This is a genomic window from Bacillus cereus group sp. MYBK195-1 (genome assembly GCF_051916605.1).
In the GTDB taxonomy this organism is placed as follows: domain Bacteria; phylum Bacillota; class Bacilli; order Bacillales; family Bacillaceae_G; genus Bacillus_A; species Bacillus_A cereus.
This window is the reverse complement of the sequence record NZ_JBQAGZ010000004.1, coordinates 317370-338711: the sequence shown is the minus strand read 5'-3', so window position 1 is coordinate 338711 and position 21342 is coordinate 317370. Positions and strand designations below refer to the sequence as shown.

Here is a 21342-nt window from a genome sequence, read left to right as displayed (position 1 = left end):
GTTTACCAGTAAACAATAATCAAGTCAACAATTTAAAAAAACGACTTTTATGCATTGAAACTAACTCTTTAATATAATAGGACTTTATTAGGGTAAATTGTGAAAAATAGATACATTAAAGGTTATTACATAATTAGTTAAATTTCAATTTAGCAATTGACAATTGCTAAATGAGGATATAAAATCAAAATAGTTTACCGGTAAACAAAAAATAAAATAGACAAAGAAGGGTAGAAACATTTAAATGAATAAGGGCATAAAACAGAAAATTTACGATAATTATCTACATTTGTTACATCTCAATGAACAAAAGGCAGATAAGGATATTGAGACTTTTTTTAAGCAAGCAAAAATGGAAGAAATAGAACATGTACCGACAAATATGACAAGTATACACGTAATTGCCTGTATTGGTGAAAATCAGCCAATAAATAATATTACAATTGCAAGGAAAATGAATTTATCTAAAGCGAATATCACAAAAATTAACACCAAATTAATAAAAGAAAATTTAATCACTCGTTTTCAGTCAGTTGATAACAAAAAGGAGGTATATTATCAACTTACTCCGGCAGGACAATCACTTTGTGAATTACATCAGAAAATTCATGACCAGAAAGAAAATGAATTTTATCAGTTCGTTGATTCATTTTCTGAAATTGAACAAAACGCAATATTGAAGTTTTTACAAAATATAAACGATAAAATGTTGGAGAAATAAATTTATTATAACTTAAATAAATTAGCTAATTATTAATAATCTTTTAGGAGGGATAGCATGAACCGTGTTAAATCAAGTGCTTCTTTTCTTTTATATTTGTTGTGTATTAGTGCTTTTTTCGCTTCTTTAAATCAAAATATATATTCTCCAATAATCCCCATAATTCGGGATTCATTCCAAGTATCTATAACAATGGTTAACCTTTCCGTTTCCATATTTATTTTTATTACGGCAATTATGCAAATTGTTTTTGGTTCTATAATTGATTTTAAAGGTGCTAGGACTATTCTTATTCCGAGTATTATTTTAACAATTATAGCGAGTATTGGTTGTGCAATTACAAGTAACTTTATAGTATTTTTAATATGTAGAATTTTACAGGCTGTAGGGACAGCTGCAATACCACTTATTGCTGCAACTACAATTGGTACTGTATTTAAAGGAGAACAACGAGGAAGTGCAATGGGTACATATCAAACCATGTTATCCATTGCACCTGCTGTTGCACCAGTGCTAGGAGGTTTTATTGGGGAAAAATATAATTACCCAGGTGTTTTCTGGCTACTTGTAGCAGTATCTGTAATTCTATTTATAACTAATTGGATATATTTCCCTAAAGATCGTGTAGGAAGTAAAAAAGAATTGAGTGGGAAAACACTTATATCTCACTATGCTTCTATATTTAAAAGCAAAGTGGGCAGTTCCATATTAATATTAAGTTTCTTTGCATTTTTTCTTTATTTCTCCTTCCTTGTTTACTTACCAATTTTATTAACTGATCATTATCAATTAAGTTTACAGGTAGTGGGTTTACTTTACTTACCAATGGCTATTAGTTTAATAATTGGCAGCATGACTTTTAAAACAATTCAATCAAAAATTTCACAAAAAAAGCTTTTTATAACTGGAAATGTAGTCTTAGCTTTGAGCGTTATATTATTTGCTGTGACACACTCGAAAACTTTAATTGGCGTAACAGTTGCTTTAATTCTCCACGGTATATCAATTGGTATCCTTACTCCTTTATTTGCTACTATGATTGCAAATGAATTTGAACATAATAGAGGAAGTGCAATGGGAATGTTTAACTTTATTAGATATATGGGAATGGCTGTAGGACCTATTGTTTCGGGGGTATTATTAGCACATTTCACGCCTACAGTTGTATTTGCTCTATTTGGTGGGTTTTTTATCTTTCTCTCTTTTGGCATGCTTATACGGATTAGTAAAAGATCTATTAAAATTGTGCCAAAACAAGAAAATCTAAAATAAGAAAATGATTTCACCATAAAGAATTAATAGTATATAAACTATACAGTTAAAATATTATCCACAATAAAATTATGGTAAACTAAAAGTTGATCTTATTCATAATAAAAGATGTAATATATTGTTTCTTTTGTAATTTTGAATAAGGTAATTAGAAATTTCAATAAGAGAAATTATATTTAGTTAAGTAATAAAAAAGTGTAGAAAGGTTTTATTTCTACGCTTTTTTATTTTGGGGTATATCCCCATACCCATCAACTTAAGAATTGTATAACACTTCAGGATGGAAATTACGTGTGTTTTTGACAGAAGACGGCTTGTTTTTCGTTTTGGGGGAATTTATTTTTCTTAGCTTGATAGTGATATGGTGCTCCCCTTAATAAGAGATTAGATGTATTAAAAAGTTTGGGGGATCCTCAGCTTTTTTACAATGAAATATTATTATATTTGTTTGAAAGCAGTGTTTTATTCAAATTGTATCTGCTTGAAACTAGACTCTTTTGTTCTATCAAATATGAAAAGTGTGGTTGATTTATTACATATAGTAATTAGAGATTGTAGTTTAAGCATTATAAAGCGTTAATATTAATGGTCATTTAGTATTTTGAAATGTCATTAGAACGAAAGTAATAAGTAGAAACCCTGTGTCATATTTTGTTCCTTGGTGTATAAAAATGATTAAAATAACAAATATAATAACTTAAAATCTATATATATTTATAAAAAATATTTAATTAGACTTGGATTTATCAATAAAATTCCGATTTTTCAGTTATGTATAAAGCATACATATATTTCAAACTGTAATTTGAAGTAATATGAAAAATAGCTTGGATTTACTAATAAATAAATAAATAAATAAATGTGAAAAAATACACAATTATCGAAAAATGTAAAAAATTGTAGTATTTTTTGCGTTCCAAAAAATAATTCCGGTGTATAAACTTTGGGTTGTAACATTGATTACATAATTTAGAAATTATGGGGTTGGATGTGATAAAAAATACTATATGTATTGCATAGTTTGATTAAATAAAAAGGAGAGGATTTTTAATTAATACTTTAATATTTTCAAAGTTAGAGGAAACGACTGATTTTATCCCCGGTTTAGAAAAACAAAAATGGCAACTAGAAAGAATTAATGAAGTTTTATCTTTAGCTAAGGAATATTCATCATTTTATAAAACATTTTATAAAGAAGTGAAAGTTAATCTTAATGGTTTGGATGAGTTCCAAAAAATTCCTATGATAAGTTCTAAAGATATTATTAAAACGACACCTCCCATACATATGCTGACAGGTTCACCTCGGAATTCGTATGTATTTACAAGTGGAGGGACAACTGGAGAACCTAAAATTATTTATTTGACCTCAGATGAATTGAAAGAGAATATTTTCTTTCATGGAAAAGGTTATGCAATGGCTGGGATTAATGAAGATGATGCAGTTGCTACATTTGGAGTGCCGGGATTTTTAACATCTGAATTTACTGTTTACCTAGGACTTGAAAGAACGGGATGTAAAATTGTTCCCATTGGTATTAGCTCAGACCTCGAAAGACTGTTTAATTATATAAAAATGTTTAATGTTACAACGCTATTAGTTATGCCATCTGATGTAATACCGTTAGCGCAATATATAGAGAAGTCAAACAAAACTCTTTCAATAAATCAGATTGTTTATGGTGGCGAAAAAATGTATTCTTCTACAAAAAATTATTTAGAGTCCGTATTAGGAGTAAAAAGTTTTAAATCTGTATTTCAAAGCATGGATGTTGGTACTATAGGTTTTCAGTGTGATTACTGTGAGCCAGGTATGTATCATATACATGATCAGCTGCAATATACTGAAGTTTTAAATGAAAAAGGTCAACCTATACAAGATGGGAATATTGGTGAACTTGTTATTACGAATTTAAAAAGAAAGTTAATGCCAGTTATTAGATACCAAACTAACGATTTAGTAATGAAAATAGATACTCTATGTCCATGTGGTAGAACAAATCCTAAAATTAAATTAGTGGGGAGAAAAGGAGAGATAATTAAATTAGGTGGGGAACAAATATTCCCACAAATATTCGCCCAAGCATGTAGTCATTTAGAAGAGTTAACTGGGGAATTTCAATTGTTAATAACTAAACATCAAAATAGAGATAAAATTCAAGTGTCCTTTGAAGTTTCAGGAAAAAATCTGGATGAGAAAATTGAAGAACATTTGATAAGTATAATTAAAAATCGGATATTAAACTTCACACCTAAATTAAAACAAATGATTCAATTACAAGTTATTGAGCCATTGGAAGTTAGTTTAGTAGGAAGAGAAAAAATGAAAGTTTCTGAAAGTTCTGGAAAAATCGTTCGTGTAATTGATAAAAGAAAATAAAAGGAGGAGTTTTATATGCTATTTAAAAAAATTGAATCAGAATTTCATTCTTTAGCAACAAAAAATGAAGTGGGTTTAAAAGAAACATTAAGGGAAGTAGATCAAATAATTCAGAATGAGGGTTTGGTTTTTAAAGGAAAGGCACTCCCTTTTTCTGTACAACCTTTAGCAATTACAGATGAAGAAAACGATTATTTTAAGAGGGCTGCTGAAATATTATCTGATTCTCTAGAAATAGTATTAGATGCTTATGAGAAAGATACAGAGATTAGGGAATACTTTTCATATTATAGTAAATATGAAAAGCTAATTAATATCAATCCAGGTTATGAGAGGAAGATACGCATTTCAAGATTTGACTGCATATGGAATGGTGGATATGAATTTAAAGTAGTTGAACCGAATGCTTGTTGTCCTGGAGGCGTTGTTGTATTGGGAAAATTGAAAGAGAAATGGTTTGACTTGCCTATAATTAAAGAAATCACTAATTCTTATGAAAAGAAGCAATTTCTGTGTGATACACCCAATGGATTCCTTAATGAACTAGTCAGTGCTTATAGAGAAATGGGAGGTAATGAGGAAAATCCTCAAATTGTGCTTGCGAATTATGCTGAAAAATACTCATATGAATTAAAGCATATTCAAAGATATGGGTGTGAAATGGGTTACAAAATTATTATTTGTGATTTGAGAGATTTAAAATTAGACTCACAAGGAAAACGGTTAATGTTTAATCAACAACCAATTGATATTATTTATAATAAAGTTGACCAATTAGAGTTGGGAAATGAAGATATGAAGGATGTAATTGAAGCATGTGAACGAGGATTGGTCTGTAACGTTAACTCGTATTCTTCTATGTTTATTGGAGAGAGTAAAATGACTTTAGCGTTACTTACAGATTCAAAATTCCAAGAAAAATATCTATCTAAAGAACAAATTGAAATGGTTAATAAGCATATTTTATGGACAAGGAAATTAGAAGAAACTTTTACCAGTTTCAAAGGAGAAGAAGTAAATTTAATTCAATATATTATTGAAAATAAAGATCTTTTTGTTTTAAAAGTAGACAATTCTACACGTGGAGAAAACGTATTTTTAGGTAAATATACAAATCATGAGACATGGTCCAAAATTATAAATGATAATAAAAATGAAAACTGGATAGTCCAAGAGTATAATGAAATTCCAAGTGTGCAGATATTGGAATGTAAAGGCGAAAATATTATAAAAGAAAATAAAAAGTTTGGCATTGATATATTTATGTTTGGAGGTAAATATGCTGGTATTGTATCGCGTATTTCAGATAAAGCTGTTATAAATTTGGGACAAGGTGGATACGAGCAGCCAGTAATAGCATTAAAAGCTATAAAAGAAGAGGTAGCGAGTATATGAGGACACTTATTGATGATTTCAACTTAAAGGTTTTAGATATGCCTCACCTGGCAGTTGATTCATTTAATAAATTACAAAATAAAATGGTTGAAGACCGAATCCTGCAGTATTATTTGGATAAGGAAACAGAAATCATTCCAAAACCGGGAATTTTAGATGAATTACAATTAAACCTTATTGGTGAAGATACTAAATCATTGTTAGATATTATTGTATCTTTACCCGAACGAATATTTAAGGGGAATATTTTAAATATGTGCACAGCTTTAGGGTTTTCAGAGAAGCAATATGAATTAATGATGTCGACATATCAGAATGATAATTTAATAGCCCGTAGTGATTTATATTTCACTAAAATTGGACATAAATTTTTAGAATTAAATGTGGATAGTAGTGTCGGGGGAATCGATATAGGCCATTTAAATAAAATGATGACATCTTATGGGTTTTACAAATCATTAACAGGATCTGAAAGATGGAATTATATTGATCCGATGGATAAATTAATAAAGAGTATCCAGGATTTAGCTATAAAAATTGGAAAAGAAAATAGTGAAATAACAATTGCTGTTATGGATTGGGATGAATATTTGGATAGTTATTATGGGACTTTAAATTATATTAAATTAAGGTTAATAGAAGCTGGATATAAGGCAGTGATATGTTCTCAAAAAGATGTAGAATGTAATAATGATATGCTAGTAGTAGGAAATCATACAATTGATATTGTATATCGAGTATTTTTGTGTGATGATGCTCTTCATAATCCTGAAGAAGTAAAACCAATCGTTCAAGCTTACCAGGCAGGGAATTTGGAACTATTAACAGGATTTCATACAGAGCTTTATAGTAATAAAGGGAATTTTGCATTTCTTTCAGATCCAAAGTATAAACATTTATTTACAAAAAAAGAGTTGAATTTAATAGAAAGGTGTATCCCATGGACGCGATTTTTAAAAGACATTATAATTCCAGATAATAATTTGGACACTAATGGAATTGATTATATCATAAAAAACAAAGATAACCTTGTTATTAAACCTACAATTGGATATGGGGGAAATGAGGTACTATTAGGGTGGAAGTTTAATGAAAATGATTGGGAAAACAAAATTTCGAATTTATTAAAAACTGATGCCGTATATATTGTTCAAGAGAGAGTATATCCAATTGAAGAGGAGATTCCTTTTTTGATAAATAAATCAATTGAATTAAGGAAAGCCATTTTATGTTGGGGGCTTTATGTTATCAATGGAGAATTTGCAGGAGCAATGTTAAGAGGTTTACCATGTGAACAAAGCGATGTAGTAAATTTGGGAAATGGTGCAGCAGTGACATGTCTTTTTTATAGGAGTTGAAAATGAGTAAAAATAAGCAAATTTTAAAGATGACAATTCCTACCATAATCGAAATGAGTTCAACTAACTTTATGGGGGTAATAAACCTTATAATTATTGGTCATTTAGGCTATGAAGCCATTGCTGCAGTAGGCATTACAAATGTAATTATTTTAAATTTGTTTGCTCTATTCAGTGGTATTGGTTTTGCTGTAAATTTCTTAGTATCTCAATCTTATGGAGCTAGAGAATATAAAAAATGTAGTATATATACTTATACTGGAATCTATTCTGTTATTGCCCTGCTTCCATTCTTTATACTATTTGCACTCTTTGCGCCTAAATGGATCTTTGAAGTGATGGGAGTTTCATCTAGTATTGCAATGATAGGGATAGGATATTTAGGATTAAGAATAATCGCATTTTCTATAAATATGTTTCGTGTAGTATTAAATGGATTTTTTAGAGGTATTGGAAATACAAAAACTCCAATGTATTTTTCTATGCTGGGTAACACTTTAAATGTTTTAATAGCATTGTTACTAGTAAATGGCTATTTATATTTCCCGAAATTAGGTGTGCTAGGGGCAGGTTGGGCATTCATTGTTTCAGAAATTGTTCAGGTTACTTGTTTACTAGTATGTTATTTAAAAGAAAATAATTGGTATGCTACAAAGAAATTAATAAGTTTTAAAGAAACGAAATTCAAATTAGTAAATTTCGAAGGTTTAAAAATCGGTCTAGAAGAACTTGGAATGAGTGGGGCGATGCTTCTCTTTACTGTGTTCATTTCTAGAGTAGGTGATATAGAATTGGCTGCCACGGAGATTGTGTTAAATGTAATATCACTTGCATACTTACCTGGTATAGGATTTGGAGTAACAGCAACTATATTAATAGGTCAACAGATTGGAAAAGGAAGTCCATTGATTGCAAAAAAAATCGGTATTGATGTTGTAAAAATAGGGACATATTTTATAGTTCCTTTTACAATTATTTATTTTTTAGGTGCGGAATATATCGCAAAATTATTTACTACAGAAGAAATGGTACTATCCTTAACTGTTGAGATATTACGGTTTGCTTCATTGTTTGTAATTTTTGACGGACTTCAGTTAATTTTGGCTGGGGGACTAAGAGGAATTGGAGATAATTATTATACAATGAAAGTCGCTTTGATTTTAGGGTGGTTCGTGTTTATACCATTATCTTTTATATTTACCTTTTTATTAGATTTTGGGATTTACGGTCCTTGGGTAGGATTTTATATTTACATTGTGGGATTATTTGTTGCTTTTGGTTATAGGTATTTGAAACTAGATTGGTCTAGTATAGCAATAAAAGATGCTGCTGCAAGTGGCTAATGATATTAGTAAATTACTTAAGAGAACTTTTGATTAACCATTTTAAAATAGTGAAAGTAATAATGTATGTACCGTTATTTCCTTAATATGTTATCAAGAAGAAGCATTATATCCTCCGGGTTAGGGAATGAGCTTTAAGATTTATTAATTAATGAGCTGCATGTAAATTGTAAGGAATTATCAACAATTTACATGCAGATTTTTGAAGTACATACTAATTCAATCTTGTTATCAGTTAACACTGGGTAGTTATTAAGTGGTTTAAGCCGGAGAAAGGGACCTTAGGGTGTCTTTTCTTTAAAAAATATATAATGTTTTATAACGATAAATGGATTAATCACAAATCGTGAAAGACGTTTTTATTTTATGTCTTATAATTTTAGAATATGTCCAAAAGTAAAATATTTACAAACGCCGAATTTTAAATTCAGCAACTTAAGAAGCCTAGAAAGATTTAATTTCTACGCTTCTTCTAATTGATCACAAATTTATTGTCGTTCTAGATTTGCTATATAAGATTTTACAGCTTGCAATAAGAATTCTTCCTGTCCCATACCTGCATCCGCTGCCATTTGCACTACTTTTTGCTTGAATTCATAATCTGCATGAAAAGTTAATGGCTCTACATTACTTTTAAAGTAAACTCCCTCTACATGTGGAAGAATAGTACCTGATTTCATATGAGAATATAAGTATTTAATCTCTTCTTGAAACTGTAGTGGATCAACTTGTAATACGAAAGGTTTAATTTCTAATTTAATAGTATTAGATGAAATACTCAATCGCATATTTGTGACACCTAGCTCTTTGTAAAATAAATTTATTAGATTATAAGTAATGGAATTAAATAGCTGAGGTTTTTTAAATGAAAAAGATAAATATCCTCGTTTGGTAATTACAGCTTGTTTATGGAAAGGTTCAAAGGAGTAATTATGTTCCTTATAAGTGGATAGAGGGAAAATTTCTTCGTCTTCTGTAAGAATCTTACCGTCTGCTCCATTGATTTCTATTACCCTAGCTGTTTTTCCGGTATGTTGATGTGTTAATAATTGATATAAATATATCTCTTCTTGTTGAATCTTAGTAATGAATGTTTTTCGCTCTTTTGTTTTAGTTTTTTCATAATCAAGCATAAAAATCTCTAGCTCTTCTTCATCGATAAGATATACTTGTTTTCCACGTTTTTCTACCATTGTCGCGGGTAATTTTCCAGATTTGATGTATGTAAAGATAGTAGATGGTGCAACATTAAGAATTTCAGCTACTTCTTTCGTGCTAAGGCCTTTAACCTCATTTTTATTTTTTAAACGTTCAATGTCCTCTAAATAGAAAATCTTACTACCGAATTGCTTCCAGTTATCTTTATATACACATTCTATTAATCCATCTTTTTCTTTTTTTAAAATTGTTTGTACCGTTACTCCCAATAAGTCGGCTGCCTCTTTTGTCGTTACAGTAGGTTTGGTAATGAACAATAAATCTTGTGTCATGCAAGGACACCTCCATAACTATTGTTTGCTAGTAATTTAGATATGTATATATCATATCAGAATATGACTTACATTTAAAATAAGAAATAGAATTTATTAAAGTTCTTATACGATTTTATAGTTTAAAAATATTTATATTTTATTTTATACTTTAATAATGTTTTATAGTTAATTTAACAGTATATAAGTTTTTAAAGGGAATTAGTTAATTGTTAAACAACATCTATTAACTAAAAAATTATAAAAAAACATAAGTATAGGATAATAGAGAAGAATGGTGCATTCTTACAGAAAGAAATTGAATTATCATTTGTATAATGTATAGAAGTAAAATAAAATGATAAGTAAGGTTAATAAAAAGAATTATATTCATAATCTTTAATAGTAGAGGTGAATTCGAAATATGGATAAACAAAATAAAAAAGAGAACTTACCTATAATCATGAATCAGAGTGAAGATATAGATACATATGTAGAAAGTATAAGAGATATGGTTCCATTCCTGCATGATAGTCGTTATGTCGATAAGTTGGAAGAGAAGATGGAGGTTGCAGAAAAAGAGGGAAAGAGTAAATATACGTATTTAAGTGATCTGGAAGTTATTTATCATTTCGTACATTTACAAAAAGATATGGATGAGAAGAAGAATAGAAAAGAGGATACGAAAAAGAGTTATGTTTCCGAAATCTTATCATTTTGTCAGTACATGGTGCAGCATGCAGAGGAATTCGAATTGAATGGGGAAGAGGTACAGCAAAATGACTCTTTATTGAAAACATTGCAACCTTGGCATATTCGTAAATATAATGCTTGGTTGAAGCAGGTAGAGAACGGTAGAAATGGGGATACGTACGCGGTCGCAACACTTGCAAAAAAATCAGTACTAATACGTTCTTTCCTAAAACATCTTCATGTATTTGCTTATATTGAAAGACCTCTTTATCAAGAACTGCAGCGCGCGAATGTAAATGAACAGGATCGGCCAAATCGGGACCTATCCTATGATGAAGTGATGAAAATTTTAGGGTTTTATAAAGAACAAGGGCATTTAGTAAACTATACAATTTTACTAGCTCTAGCAAGTACCGGTGCAAGAATTCAGGAATTGTGCACTGCGAGAGTGAAAGACTTACATTATGACGGGAAGTATTGGTTAAAAGTCACAGGAAAAGGGGATAAAGTACGCGAACTTTTCATTCCTGAGCATTTATTCCAGTGTATTAGCGAAATGAGACGGAGAAGAGGATTCTCAACTATATTGGATCGGGGAGATGAATGTCCTTTATTCGTGAATCAAAGAGGAAATTTTTATAATCCGAAAACTTTATCAAATCAGGTAACAGACATGATAAAAAAGACAAATTTAGATTTCTTAAAGTATCGTGAAAATCCTGTAACGGCACATACATTCCGTCATGCATTTGCAATCATGGCAGTTGAACAAGGAAATGCGGATCTATATCATTTAATGCAAACACTAGGTCACGAAAATATCCAAACAACAAAGATTTATTTAGAAAAACATATGAAACGGAAGAATAATGTGGGGACTACATTTGCGGATATGTTGGTATGAAATTTTAATATGAAAAAATGTTTAATTGTGTATTTTTTACATAATTAAATGCACATTATTTAACATGTGAGAAGGTTTAATTATATAGTACTCAAAAATCTACACATAAAGAAATGGCAAGAAAAATCAATAAAGGTAGAGTCTCAGCGTTCATTTAGGGAAGAAATGAATGTGTTAGGAATTCAGGATTCAGATGTGTTTCAAATTCAGTTAGTTGAATACGGGAAAGAGAGAACGAAAAAGAATTCTCCTAAAAATACTAGAAGAAAATAGTCTACTTACGTATAAATATCATAATTAAGCACATGTTATATACAAATATAGTGGAGGTGCAATTATGAACATTCAAAGACACGAAAGTAATACAAATGAAATTCTTATTTCTGCTGCAGCAAGTGCTATTGAGCAAATGAAGTATGAAATTGCCCGTGAATTGGGAGTGACACTAGGACCTGATACATCATCACGTGCAAATGGCTCTGTCGGTGGAGAAATTACAAAGCGCTTGGTTCGAATGGCTGAAGAGCAATTAACAGGACAATACAGATTACACTAAGATTAAAAAATAAAAGGAAGAAGGATTCTCTAAGATGAATCCTTCTTCCTTTTATTTACACAAAATCTGAAAATAGTTTTTGGAAACTTGAAAACGACCACTCAGATTCATTTATAAGAGTTTTTATTTGTTGTGACAATACAATAAGTATATAAACTCATTAAACCCTTTAAAAGAAACCTGAAGTCTATTAAACGTTGTTTCGCCTAAAATCTTTATTTTTTATTGTTTTAAGGTGTAATTTGTAAGAATTCATCTAAAAATTCTAAAATAACAGCATAATTTAAAAGAAATATTGGTAATAAATTTCCAAATATAACAAAATAAAATGCGTAACTTTCTTGAGTAACATTGAGCTGAAAAACAGTGTTTCATTTAAAGGAGTTTGTAAATACGCTTAAACTACCTGAAACATTAGCGTATTAATTGAAGTATCTGACGTAAATAATTTCTTCGTATGATTAAGAAATAAATAATTTTCACACTTCAAAATTAATACAATCTTTCACTAAAATTTTATAAGTTAGTAAGCAGTTAGCTTTGGCTAGCTGCTTTTTTTATATATTGTAATCGATCCTTCCTATTACGGCTTTTTGATGTTTCATATATAGATTTTAAAAACTTCGTAAGTGTTTTGTAACATTTACGAGAGACTTTTTTAACAGTTATGAGAGAGAAAAGAAAGATTCGTTATATATGATGAGATTAATCTTATTAGTAGGTGTTCTAATTGACCTAGAAACCAAGGAGGAAAAATAACAATGAAACAATTAAAGCCAGCAATTAGTGTATTAGGTAGTGTATCGATGGCACTGACTCTAGCATCTCCTGCTTTAGCAGATGTAACACAACCGAATCCAGGAAGTACAGTTGAAATATTCAAAGAGAATGCAAATGCAAAAAAAGAAGATAAGAATTTCACGCTCGGATCTGATGGGGAGATAGGTTCGCTCATTACACAAAACATTGAAATGGCAAACAATGATTGGGACAAAGATGGTATTTCTAACGACTTAGAGATTAATGGTTATAAAATTGAATTCAATTCACAAACTGGAAAAAATGAAGCGAAAGCATGGGATCCTGAGAAGGATAAAGGGAAACCAAAATTTATATCGAATCCTATGAATGCAAATACGGATGGTGATCCTTTTACTGATATGTATGAGGTTGAGAATTATAACAACGATTCTGATACTAATTTCAATCCGATAGTTGCCAACATGCCGAATTTGCAAATTGGTGTCAAACGAATTGAAGTAATTCCTATTGCAACCATTACGGATAATAATGGCGGATCAGTTAGCAGAGGATGGGAAAAAAGTGTATCTACACAACATTCATTTAATGTAGGTTTAAGTGGTTCAGGTGGTGTAGAAGGCTCAGCAGCCGGTCCTGTTCCTTCCGGAAGTGTTTCAGCAAATTTGGGATATGGATATTCAAAAACAACTACAGAAACGGAGAGTTATACAAATAATTTTGATTGGTCTACTGCAACAACTGTTGATACAGCGAACGCAGCAAAATTACGGGTACATTTGGAATATAAGAATGTAGGAACAGCATCCGCTGAAAATGTTTCGCCACATTTTAATATTCGTTTAGGAAACAAAATTATTAATACTGTAAAGGCAACACAAGATCGTTATAAAGCAAACTATTTAAGTACAGAAAAAGGTGGACGGAATAAAACAGAAGTAGTAATTGACAGTTTAGAAGGACAAGCAGATGCAAATATTGTCTTATCTTTGGATGAATTAAAAGCTGTTGAACAAGGGGAACTTCTTTCAATTGAAGTTTTACCTACAAGTACAATGGATTTATCTATTGAAAAAGGTGAAGAAATTATGCATTTGGGGGATTCAGGGAGATATGAGTCTAGAGTGAATGCAGCTACTGAACAATTAGAAACAGATATAGGAAATATACCAAAGTTTAGGGTATATACTCCTAAAGACAAATCCCTTGCTGATAAGCCAGTTTTATCCTATAACGAAGTTTTTCAACATGTAAATATAGATACGAAAAAAGTAAATCATATTGTAAACAAGGCTAAAAGTACTAATAACGTATCGGTGGTTTCAGCTAATAATGGAACTGATGCATTAAACGATTTAAAAGCGGGACGGGGAGGTCGCGGTTATTTACATAAAGACTCTGTACACGGTGCTTTTGCAAAACTACAGCAACCAACATTAGTAGAAGGTAGTTATGATTCTGTGACTCAAAAGATTAGGGCAACAATTTTACCTGGTTTATTTGGAGTGAGTAAAGAGATTCCTACTACGTATAACAAGAAATGGAATGCTCCGTCACAAACAGTAACACTAGTTAAACGTGAGAATGGATTTACATATGAGTCTAGAGAAAATATACACCCTATTAAATCTGAAATTGCTGCGCACAGAAAAGTTACATTTGAAATCAATGACGCACACAATTTAACGCCTACACAAAAGATTGATACTGAAATTAAAGCTAATAAAGAATTTGAAGATTATGTAGTAGATAATTCAGGTGAATTTGTTACAGAAGGAGTTCCTTATACTGTGGCCTCATATGGAAATACAGTTTATTGGGGAAGTCATCATGCCGGGAATAAATGGGAGTATCTTTGGTCTGAAAAATCTAGCGATGAAAAAGTGAATGTAATTATTGAAAGAGTAGGTCAACCTAAACCTGGAAAGCCAATTAAAAAGGATGAAGAGGTATTAATTAAATTTCAAAATCCTATTTATTCAGATTATGCATATTTAAAACTTCAAGATAGTTATATCCATTTAGATCAAAAACAGAACGCAAGTACTTTTAAATTTAATCATGCATATCCAAAGAATTTCACTGGACACCATAAGCAATGGAACATACTATCGAATGGTAACAAGTTAAAAGTAGGATATTTAATCGATTATATGAAATATGGTAATGGAGAGAATGGAACTGATACTATAGCATGGAATCTATCAAGAGTTCAGTAATAGGTAATAATTCTGTTGCTAAGTTTGGAAAGAGAAACGGAAATGAATTGAATCCGAAAAGTTAGATACAATAATTTAGGCTACTAATAAGGAATGAGTTCGATGTTGAATCGGACTCATTTCTTTTAATTTATATGATTTAGTAACTACTATTTTAAATACTTATCTAGTCATATAGGTAATCAAATGTTAAGATTACTATCTATATTACATAATTTATTTCCCGAATTTTCATTTGTTTCGAGGCTGAAATGTGGAATTCTGATTTATTTATATGATTAGTTTCAATATCTTTACCTATAAAGATATTTTTATTGAATAATAGAAAAAATAAATTTTGTGTTATTGGTGAAAAAGAAGTGAGGATAGTATATGAAGAAAAGAATTTTAATCGTAGAAGATGAAGAAAATATTCGAGAAGTATGCAAACGGTATTTAGAAAGAGAAGAATATGAAGTTTATACCGCTGTAAATGGTAAAGAAGGTTGGGATTTATTTCTTACACATCAACCAGATTTAATTATATTAGATTTGATGATGCCAAAAAAAGATGGATGGGAATTATGCGAGGAAATTCGTCAACAGTCAAATGTCCCTATTATTATGTTAACTGCTAAGGGAGAGGAAAGGGATCGAATTTTAGGCTTAACAATGGGGGCAGATGATTATTTAACCAAGCCATTTTCCCCTCGTGAATTAGTATTAAGGGTTCAAATTATACTAAGAAGAGGAAGCTATGTACCAATACAAGCGAAAGAATCCCTATTGGAAGTGATAGAGTTTCCAGATTTAAAAATATATCCAAAGACAAGATATGTACTTGTTTGTGATAAAGAAGTGGAGTTAACGGTGAAAGAGTTTGAGGTACTTTATCTCATGGCAAAGCATCCAAAACAAGTATTTTCTCGCTCGCAGCTTCTTGAATTAATTTGGGATTTTGGACATGAAGGGGCCTCAAATACAGTTACCGTATTAGTGAGTCGTTTACGTGAAAAGCTCGAGAAGCATACGATAAAGAATCGTTGGATTCATACGGTTTGGGGTATAGGATATCGCTTTGAGCCAAATGGAGGAAATGAAACATGAGATTACGTATTCAATTGTTACTCATGAATCTATTAAGTACTAGTATTATGGTAATTGCTATATGGTATAGTGAGACCAAAATGTTACTAGAACCGGAACAAACGCGGTTATTAACAGTAATTGCATTTGTGGCATTCATTATTTCAACGTTTATTTATTGGTTAATGACACGTCCTATCATGAGATCTATACAAAATTTAATAAAATTGACGAAACAATTTAGTGATAGACACTTTGAAACGATGTATATAATTGGGCAAGAACCACGTGAGTTTAAAGAATTAGCAACAGCCTTTCAACAGATGGCAAAAAAATTAGAAGAAGGGTTTACTAAGTTAGAGGAACAGGAAAACTCTCGTAAGGAGCTAATTACCAATATCTCACATGACTTACGAACACCTATGGCTAGTATGCAAATGGTGATAGAAGCATTACAAGATAACCTGATTGAAGATCCTGAAATGAAAAAGCAATACTTAGCAACGGTTTTAAAAGAAATAGAAAGATTAAATGGATTAATTAACGACTTATTTGATCTTTCAAAGTTAGAGTTTGAGCAAGTAGATTTTCATCCAAGTTTCACACATTTAGATAAAGTTCTATTAGATGTATTAGAGTCACATTCTGTCTTATTAGGGGACAAACAAATCCATGTGCAATTGGATGTCCCTGATACATTACCTCGACTTTTGATTATGCCTTGTAAAATAGAAAGGGTCATAGGTAATTTATTACATAATGCAATTCGATATTCTCCTATCTCTGGAACAATCGAGTTGACTGTAGTGGAAAATAAACTAACTCAACAGGTCCAATTCACTTTGCGGGATGAAGGAATAGGAATTTCTCCAAATGATCAATTACGTGTATTTGAACGCTTTTTTAGAACAGATCGATCAAGAAGTTCACAATCTGGAGGTTCCGGACTTGGATTAGCTATTGCAAAATCATTAATTGAAATGCACAAAGGGGAAATTGGTGTAAGGAATCGCGCAGATGGTAAGCAGGGAAGTGAATTTTGGTTCACTCTTCCCATCACATCAGTAAAAAAATAAGATGGCTGAAAGACTTTTGTAACATTTACGTTAGAAAAATGAAAGACCTTCTTGTTAACATACTACTACACAGTATGTTACAGGAGGTTTTTTACTTTATGAAAAGAAAATATGTATGGCTTATAGGTGGTTTGATAATTGTATTGGGGATTTTATGGTCATTGTTCCGACCAGAGAAATTATTTATTGATAAGCACGTAAATGAATCATTGCCACAAGCAGAGATACAATCAACTGAAGTAAAGCAGCAAAGTGATCGAGTAATAAGGGAAGGTCAGTTTCAAAACGGTGTCCATGAAACAACCGGAACGGCAAAAATTCACCAATTAGCGGATGGAAAACGTGTTTTACGACTTTCTAATTTTGCAACATCTAATGGGCCAGATGTACGAGTTGTATTAGTTCCTACAAATCGTTTGAAAAATAATGAAGACGTGAAAAACTATCGGTATATTGAATTAGGAAAATTAAAGGGAAATAAAGGAGACCAAAACTACGAAATTCCTGAAGGGATAGATGTAAATGAATATGGTTCGGTTTCTGTTTGGTGTAAAAGATTTAATGAAAACTTTGGTGTGGTTTATTTTAATAATTTAATATGAACTTAAAATATCCTCTTACAGGGGTACCGCCACATCACCATCAAGCTTATTTTTTTACTGCAGTTGATTTGGATATGTGTAAATTAACGTTGTATGGATGTTAGAATGCCTAGCTTAATTCGCAACTTCGTGAATACTAAATCCTTTTTTTATTGTATTGGTACAGAAGAAGTGTCGTAACTGGGCTTCTATAGCTAATTGATTAAGTGTAGCGGGAGACATATATCGATATAGTTCTTCGGCAAATAAAGATAACTCTTGTTTTTGTTGCATATTCATAAAAAGCACGTCACCCTTTCTCATTAACATAAGAAAATAGTAACGTGCTATTAGCTTTAAAAATATCCTAAATCCTTAAGTTGATGGGTATGGGGTGGGACCCCAGATTTCCCTTCTGAATTTGCTAGTGATTGTAAAATAGGTGCGACTATTGTTTTTTATCAATTAACGGTCTCTCCGCTTATCGGCATAAATATAGTATATATTTTAGTTATCTATTATTTGTTTTAATTCATTTATTCGTATTATTTTTTGAGAGCCCCAGTAATGGGGCCTTTTTTATAATTATGTTAAAGCAGAAACCTATCAAGCATAAGTAGGGGTTACATAACTAGGAAAATAGTTATTTGTGTTTAATGAGATGAAGTTCAGGGTGGTGTTTCTGAATTTCTTCTAAATGATTTTCGCTTTGGCCTTTTAAAGTTTGATCGAAAAAGCTAGTTACTAGTTTATTAATGAGTGTATAATTTGCGGCTACATCTTCGTCTGGTTCGTTAATAATAGGTAAAAATGCTGCTAAATCTGTAAAACTGATATGGTTTGTTTTTGGAATTACCACTGTGTACACGCCAGGTTTTTCAATAGTTTTATTTCTTAAATAGGATATTTCCAATAATTCATTTTGGATTCCGGTTGTCTTTTGATTCTTAGCTTCTTTCATATAATGAATCGTAGTCTCAGCATTCATCAACATGAATGGTTTCTGAGGACCGTCTTTAGGCATTGGATCGCCAAACAATGCGCCATCCATATCAATTGCGGCTTTAATACGTGTATCCTTCACTAACATTTGTGCGGCAGTTGCACCGCCAATAGAGTGACCGAACATTCCAATTTTGTCATAATCAATTAAGTCTGCGATAGTTTTAAAACTTTTATCGAAATTGCCTTTTATTACTTCATTTAAAACAAAAGTAGTATCCTGTTCCCATTTTTGAGCTATGGTATTTAAGGCGGTAGGTGTATATTCAACTGGTATAGAGTCTACTCGGTTTCCGTTAGGGAAAATCGTTGTTGCTGCATATCCTGTGAAATTAAGAGCGATTACTACATAGCCTTGACTAGCTAATTCCTCTAACTGGAATGTATTTTGTTGACCATATAATCCCATCCCATGGCCGAATAAAAGGAGGGGGAATTTTTCTTTATCTTGAAGTGGCTTAGCATTTTGATAAGAATGTGTTTTTGTCAGTCCTAAATGTGTCGTTACGATATACGGAGCACCATTTAGGACTGACAATTGTTCACCCAGCTCGTTTATGTTCTCAAAATAGGCAGAAGGATTCCCTGATCCTTTTGCGGCAGGATAGTATACTTGTATCATTAACTCACGATTTCCATGATTATTTGGTACAGTTGTTTCTTTTCGATTTATATCAATTAAATGAAAAGCTTTCGTTCCTACTGTATATTTTCCAGTAGGCTCTGGGAGTGTTATGATCGGAAAAAGTAAGGGTAATGTAAACATTGCGATAGCAGTTACGATAATTCCTAAACCTTTTAAAACTTTCATCACTAACTTTTTAGAAACGGCTGTAGTTTTTGGTTTCAAAAAAACTTGTAATGTTAAAACGAACAATAAGAAATAGGCAGGAATCATACGCCAGTTTGCACCAATTACAATGATGGTGGCAAATAATAATGCATAATTTATTAGTAAAATGACTCCATTTTTTTTCGTCAAACCCCGTTTGATAAAGATGGGAATGATACTAGATAAAAGTAATACAGCAACAAAAATAATTTCTAACATTTTTAGCTCCTTTCCTAATCAACATAGATATAGATTGATAATTTACAACATTCCCAATTATATAACTATCTTTGATAATTGTATGCATGTAAGTAAGTTTAGAATGTTTTTACATTTATTTGAAAAAAGTACTCATACGAGTACTTTTTTTCAAATAAATGTAAACGTCAAGTAACCACAAAATATACAATATAAGTTGATGTAGAAAAAGAGTAAAAAATTACCCTCTCTCTTTTTATAAAATTCACGAACTCCATTCCTGTTGGAATTTTAAATAAAAAAGATAAGATCTAAGTATATGATCTTATCTTTAGCATAAGGGAAAAACAAGTGACAGAAAACAGCTTAATTTTTATAATATTATATTTTTTGTTAACGTTCTATATAAAAACCATATATAACAAGTTTATCTATATTTAGAAATTTATTTAAAAATTAGCTATAAATGACTGGAAACTCGAAAGTAAACTTTTATCCAAAAGTTTACTTTCGTTTCCGCTTAAACATTGACTTCTATCTAGTTTCATTGACATTATAAAAATAGACAAAAAAGTATACATTAAAATCATTGAAAATTTACAGAATTACAGTGATGAATACGAAAAAATGATTTCCATGTTTTAAAGATAAATTCAATGAAATAACCCGCATAGCCATCAAGATGAAATAGTAGATATATAATAAAAAAGCATCCAGAGGGGTGCTTTTTCTATTGGAATAGAAATCCACTTGTTGACTATATTTTTAAAAATAATTAAAAATTAAAGTACGTGAAATTTTATAAAGTGGGGTGATATAAGATTACATTTAATAAAAGTAGGGGTGACTAGAATGTAAGAGTATGAGTCAAATGTATTTACTATTATAAAAATGGAGGGATGTTATGAACGCTGTTTTTAGAAAGTGGAAACTGTCTTTAAACACGTTAAATACTGCCAACACATATTTAGATTGCTTAGTACAAACTAAAACGTATCTGCAGTTTTTAATACTTGTCATATTTTGTATTATTACAGTTTACATACCTTTCCCTTCATTTACACTTAATTATATAAATGAATTAGATCTACTAATGCAATACATAATTAAATCCGTTTATTTTTCTTTTCCTATTTCAATAGTTTTCCTATTTATAATGCGAAATCAAAAATCCTTGTTTTCTAAAAAAATCACTTCCCAGCAGCTAAAAATTTCTTTTTTTTATGCTTTCATTATTTATGCTATTATGTTGTTATTTTTAGCCGTACTAATATCTTTTACAACATTCAAAGGAACATCTAATCCTATTAGGAATGAGGGGATTACTAATATGCTTCACAAAACGCCTGGGATTGCAATTCAATTAATCGGAGAAAACATTATGTTTGTATCTATATTGTTCTTTTGGCATAAGATCATACGCTCCTTCAAATTAAGCCCCATAGCTTCTATTACAGCCCTTCCCGAACGAGAAAGCCCCTCGCGTTTAGGCAGGGGATGAAAGGGAGGTTGGATAAGGA

The 21342-nt window shown here is 30.8% G+C and carries 15 protein-coding genes and 1 pseudogene; 13 read left to right on the top strand and 3 right to left on the bottom strand.

Annotated features, from left to right (window positions below; translation table 11 throughout):
• Window positions 1-244 precede the first annotated feature (244 nt).
• From ACTFRY_RS19970 to ACTFRY_RS19945, 6 genes are all read left to right on the top strand, one after another.
• Window positions 245-721: a MarR family transcriptional regulator gene (locus tag ACTFRY_RS19970; protein ID WP_001032351.1), complete on the top strand. Its 477-nt coding sequence runs from the start codon at window positions 245-247 to the stop codon at window positions 719-721.
• Between the two features lie 57 nt (window positions 722-778).
• Complete coding sequence (locus tag ACTFRY_RS19965) at window positions 779-1993, top strand: MFS transporter (protein WP_086391265.1); 1215 nt, start codon at window positions 779-781, stop codon at window positions 1991-1993.
• Window positions 1994-3235: 1242 nt separating this feature from the next.
• The gene (locus tag ACTFRY_RS19960) at window positions 3236-4372 is read left to right on the top strand and encodes a phenylacetate--CoA ligase family protein (protein WP_440032414.1); all 1137 of its coding nucleotides are present in this window, start codon (window positions 3236-3238) and stop codon (window positions 4370-4372) included.
• Window positions 4373-4387: 15 nt separating this feature from the next.
• Window positions 4388-5767 carry a glutathionylspermidine synthase family protein gene (locus tag ACTFRY_RS19955; protein WP_000897694.1) on the top strand — a complete coding sequence of 460 codons (1380 nt, stop codon included), beginning with the start codon at window positions 4388-4390 and terminating at the stop codon, window positions 5765-5767.
• Window positions 5764-7125: a hypothetical protein gene (locus ACTFRY_RS19950; RefSeq protein ID WP_086391264.1), complete on the top strand. Its 1362-nt coding sequence runs from the start codon at window positions 5764-5766 to the stop codon at window positions 7123-7125. The genes ACTFRY_RS19955 and ACTFRY_RS19950 overlap by 4 nt, the downstream gene beginning before the upstream one ends.
• A 2-nt stretch (window positions 7126-7127) precedes the next feature.
• Entirely contained in the window at window positions 7128-8468 is a 1341-nt protein-coding gene (locus ACTFRY_RS19945) for an MATE family efflux transporter (protein ID WP_086391263.1), read from the top strand.
• Between the two features lie 488 nt (window positions 8469-8956).
• Here ACTFRY_RS19945 and ACTFRY_RS19940 read toward each other — a convergent pair whose 3' ends face one another.
• Window positions 8957-9958 (bottom strand): helix-turn-helix domain-containing protein, encoded by a 1002-nt coding sequence (locus ACTFRY_RS19940; protein ID WP_086391262.1) that lies wholly within the window; start codon window positions 9956-9958, stop codon window positions 8957-8959.
• 403 nt (window positions 9959-10361) lie between these two features.
• Between ACTFRY_RS19940 and ACTFRY_RS19935 the strand changes: the two genes are divergently transcribed.
• From ACTFRY_RS19935 to ACTFRY_RS19910, 6 genes are all read left to right on the top strand, one after another.
• Window positions 10362-11534: a tyrosine-type recombinase/integrase gene (locus tag ACTFRY_RS19935; RefSeq protein ID WP_240853399.1), complete on the top strand. Its 1173-nt coding sequence runs from the start codon at window positions 10362-10364 to the stop codon at window positions 11532-11534.
• A 337-nt stretch (window positions 11535-11871) separates the two neighbouring features.
• Window positions 11872-12090 carry an alpha/beta-type small acid-soluble spore protein gene (locus ACTFRY_RS19930; protein WP_001025758.1) on the top strand — a complete coding sequence of 73 codons (219 nt, stop codon included), beginning with the start codon at window positions 11872-11874 and terminating at the stop codon, window positions 12088-12090.
• A 761-nt stretch (window positions 12091-12851) separates the two neighbouring features.
• Window positions 12852-15068: a binary toxin-like calcium binding domain-containing protein gene (locus ACTFRY_RS19925; protein ID WP_086391259.1), complete on the top strand. Its 2217-nt coding sequence runs from the start codon at window positions 12852-12854 to the stop codon at window positions 15066-15068.
• Window positions 15069-15440: 372 nt separating this feature from the next.
• A complete protein-coding gene (locus tag ACTFRY_RS19920; protein ID WP_086391258.1) occupies window positions 15441-16154 on the top strand; it encodes a response regulator transcription factor in 714 nt (237 codons plus the stop codon).
• Window positions 16151-17209: a sensor histidine kinase gene (locus ACTFRY_RS19915; RefSeq protein ID WP_440032413.1), complete on the top strand. Its 1059-nt coding sequence runs from the start codon at window positions 16151-16153 to the stop codon at window positions 17207-17209. Before ACTFRY_RS19920 ends, ACTFRY_RS19915 begins: the two co-directional genes overlap by 4 nt.
• Window positions 17210-17307: 98 nt before the next feature.
• Window positions 17308-17811, top strand: coding sequence for a DM13 domain-containing protein (locus ACTFRY_RS19910; protein WP_074593964.1), 504 nt, complete (start codon window positions 17308-17310; stop codon window positions 17809-17811).
• A gap of 114 nt (window positions 17812-17925) precedes the next feature.
• Here the strand turns inward: ACTFRY_RS19910 and ACTFRY_RS19905 are convergent, their stop codons facing one another.
• Entirely contained in the window at window positions 17926-18090 is a 165-nt protein-coding gene (locus tag ACTFRY_RS19905; protein ID WP_179877795.1) for a hypothetical protein, read from the bottom strand.
• 343 nt (window positions 18091-18433) lie between these two features.
• Window positions 18434-19843, bottom strand: coding sequence for an alpha/beta hydrolase family protein (locus ACTFRY_RS19900; RefSeq protein ID WP_240853401.1), 1410 nt, complete (start codon window positions 19841-19843; stop codon window positions 18434-18436).
• 883 nt (window positions 19844-20726) lie between these two features.
• Here ACTFRY_RS19900 and ACTFRY_RS19895 point away from each other — a divergent pair.
• Window positions 20727-21281 (top strand): annotated as a pseudogene (locus ACTFRY_RS19895) (hypothetical protein); the annotation flags it as partial.
• Window positions 21282-21342: the final 61 nt, after the last annotated feature.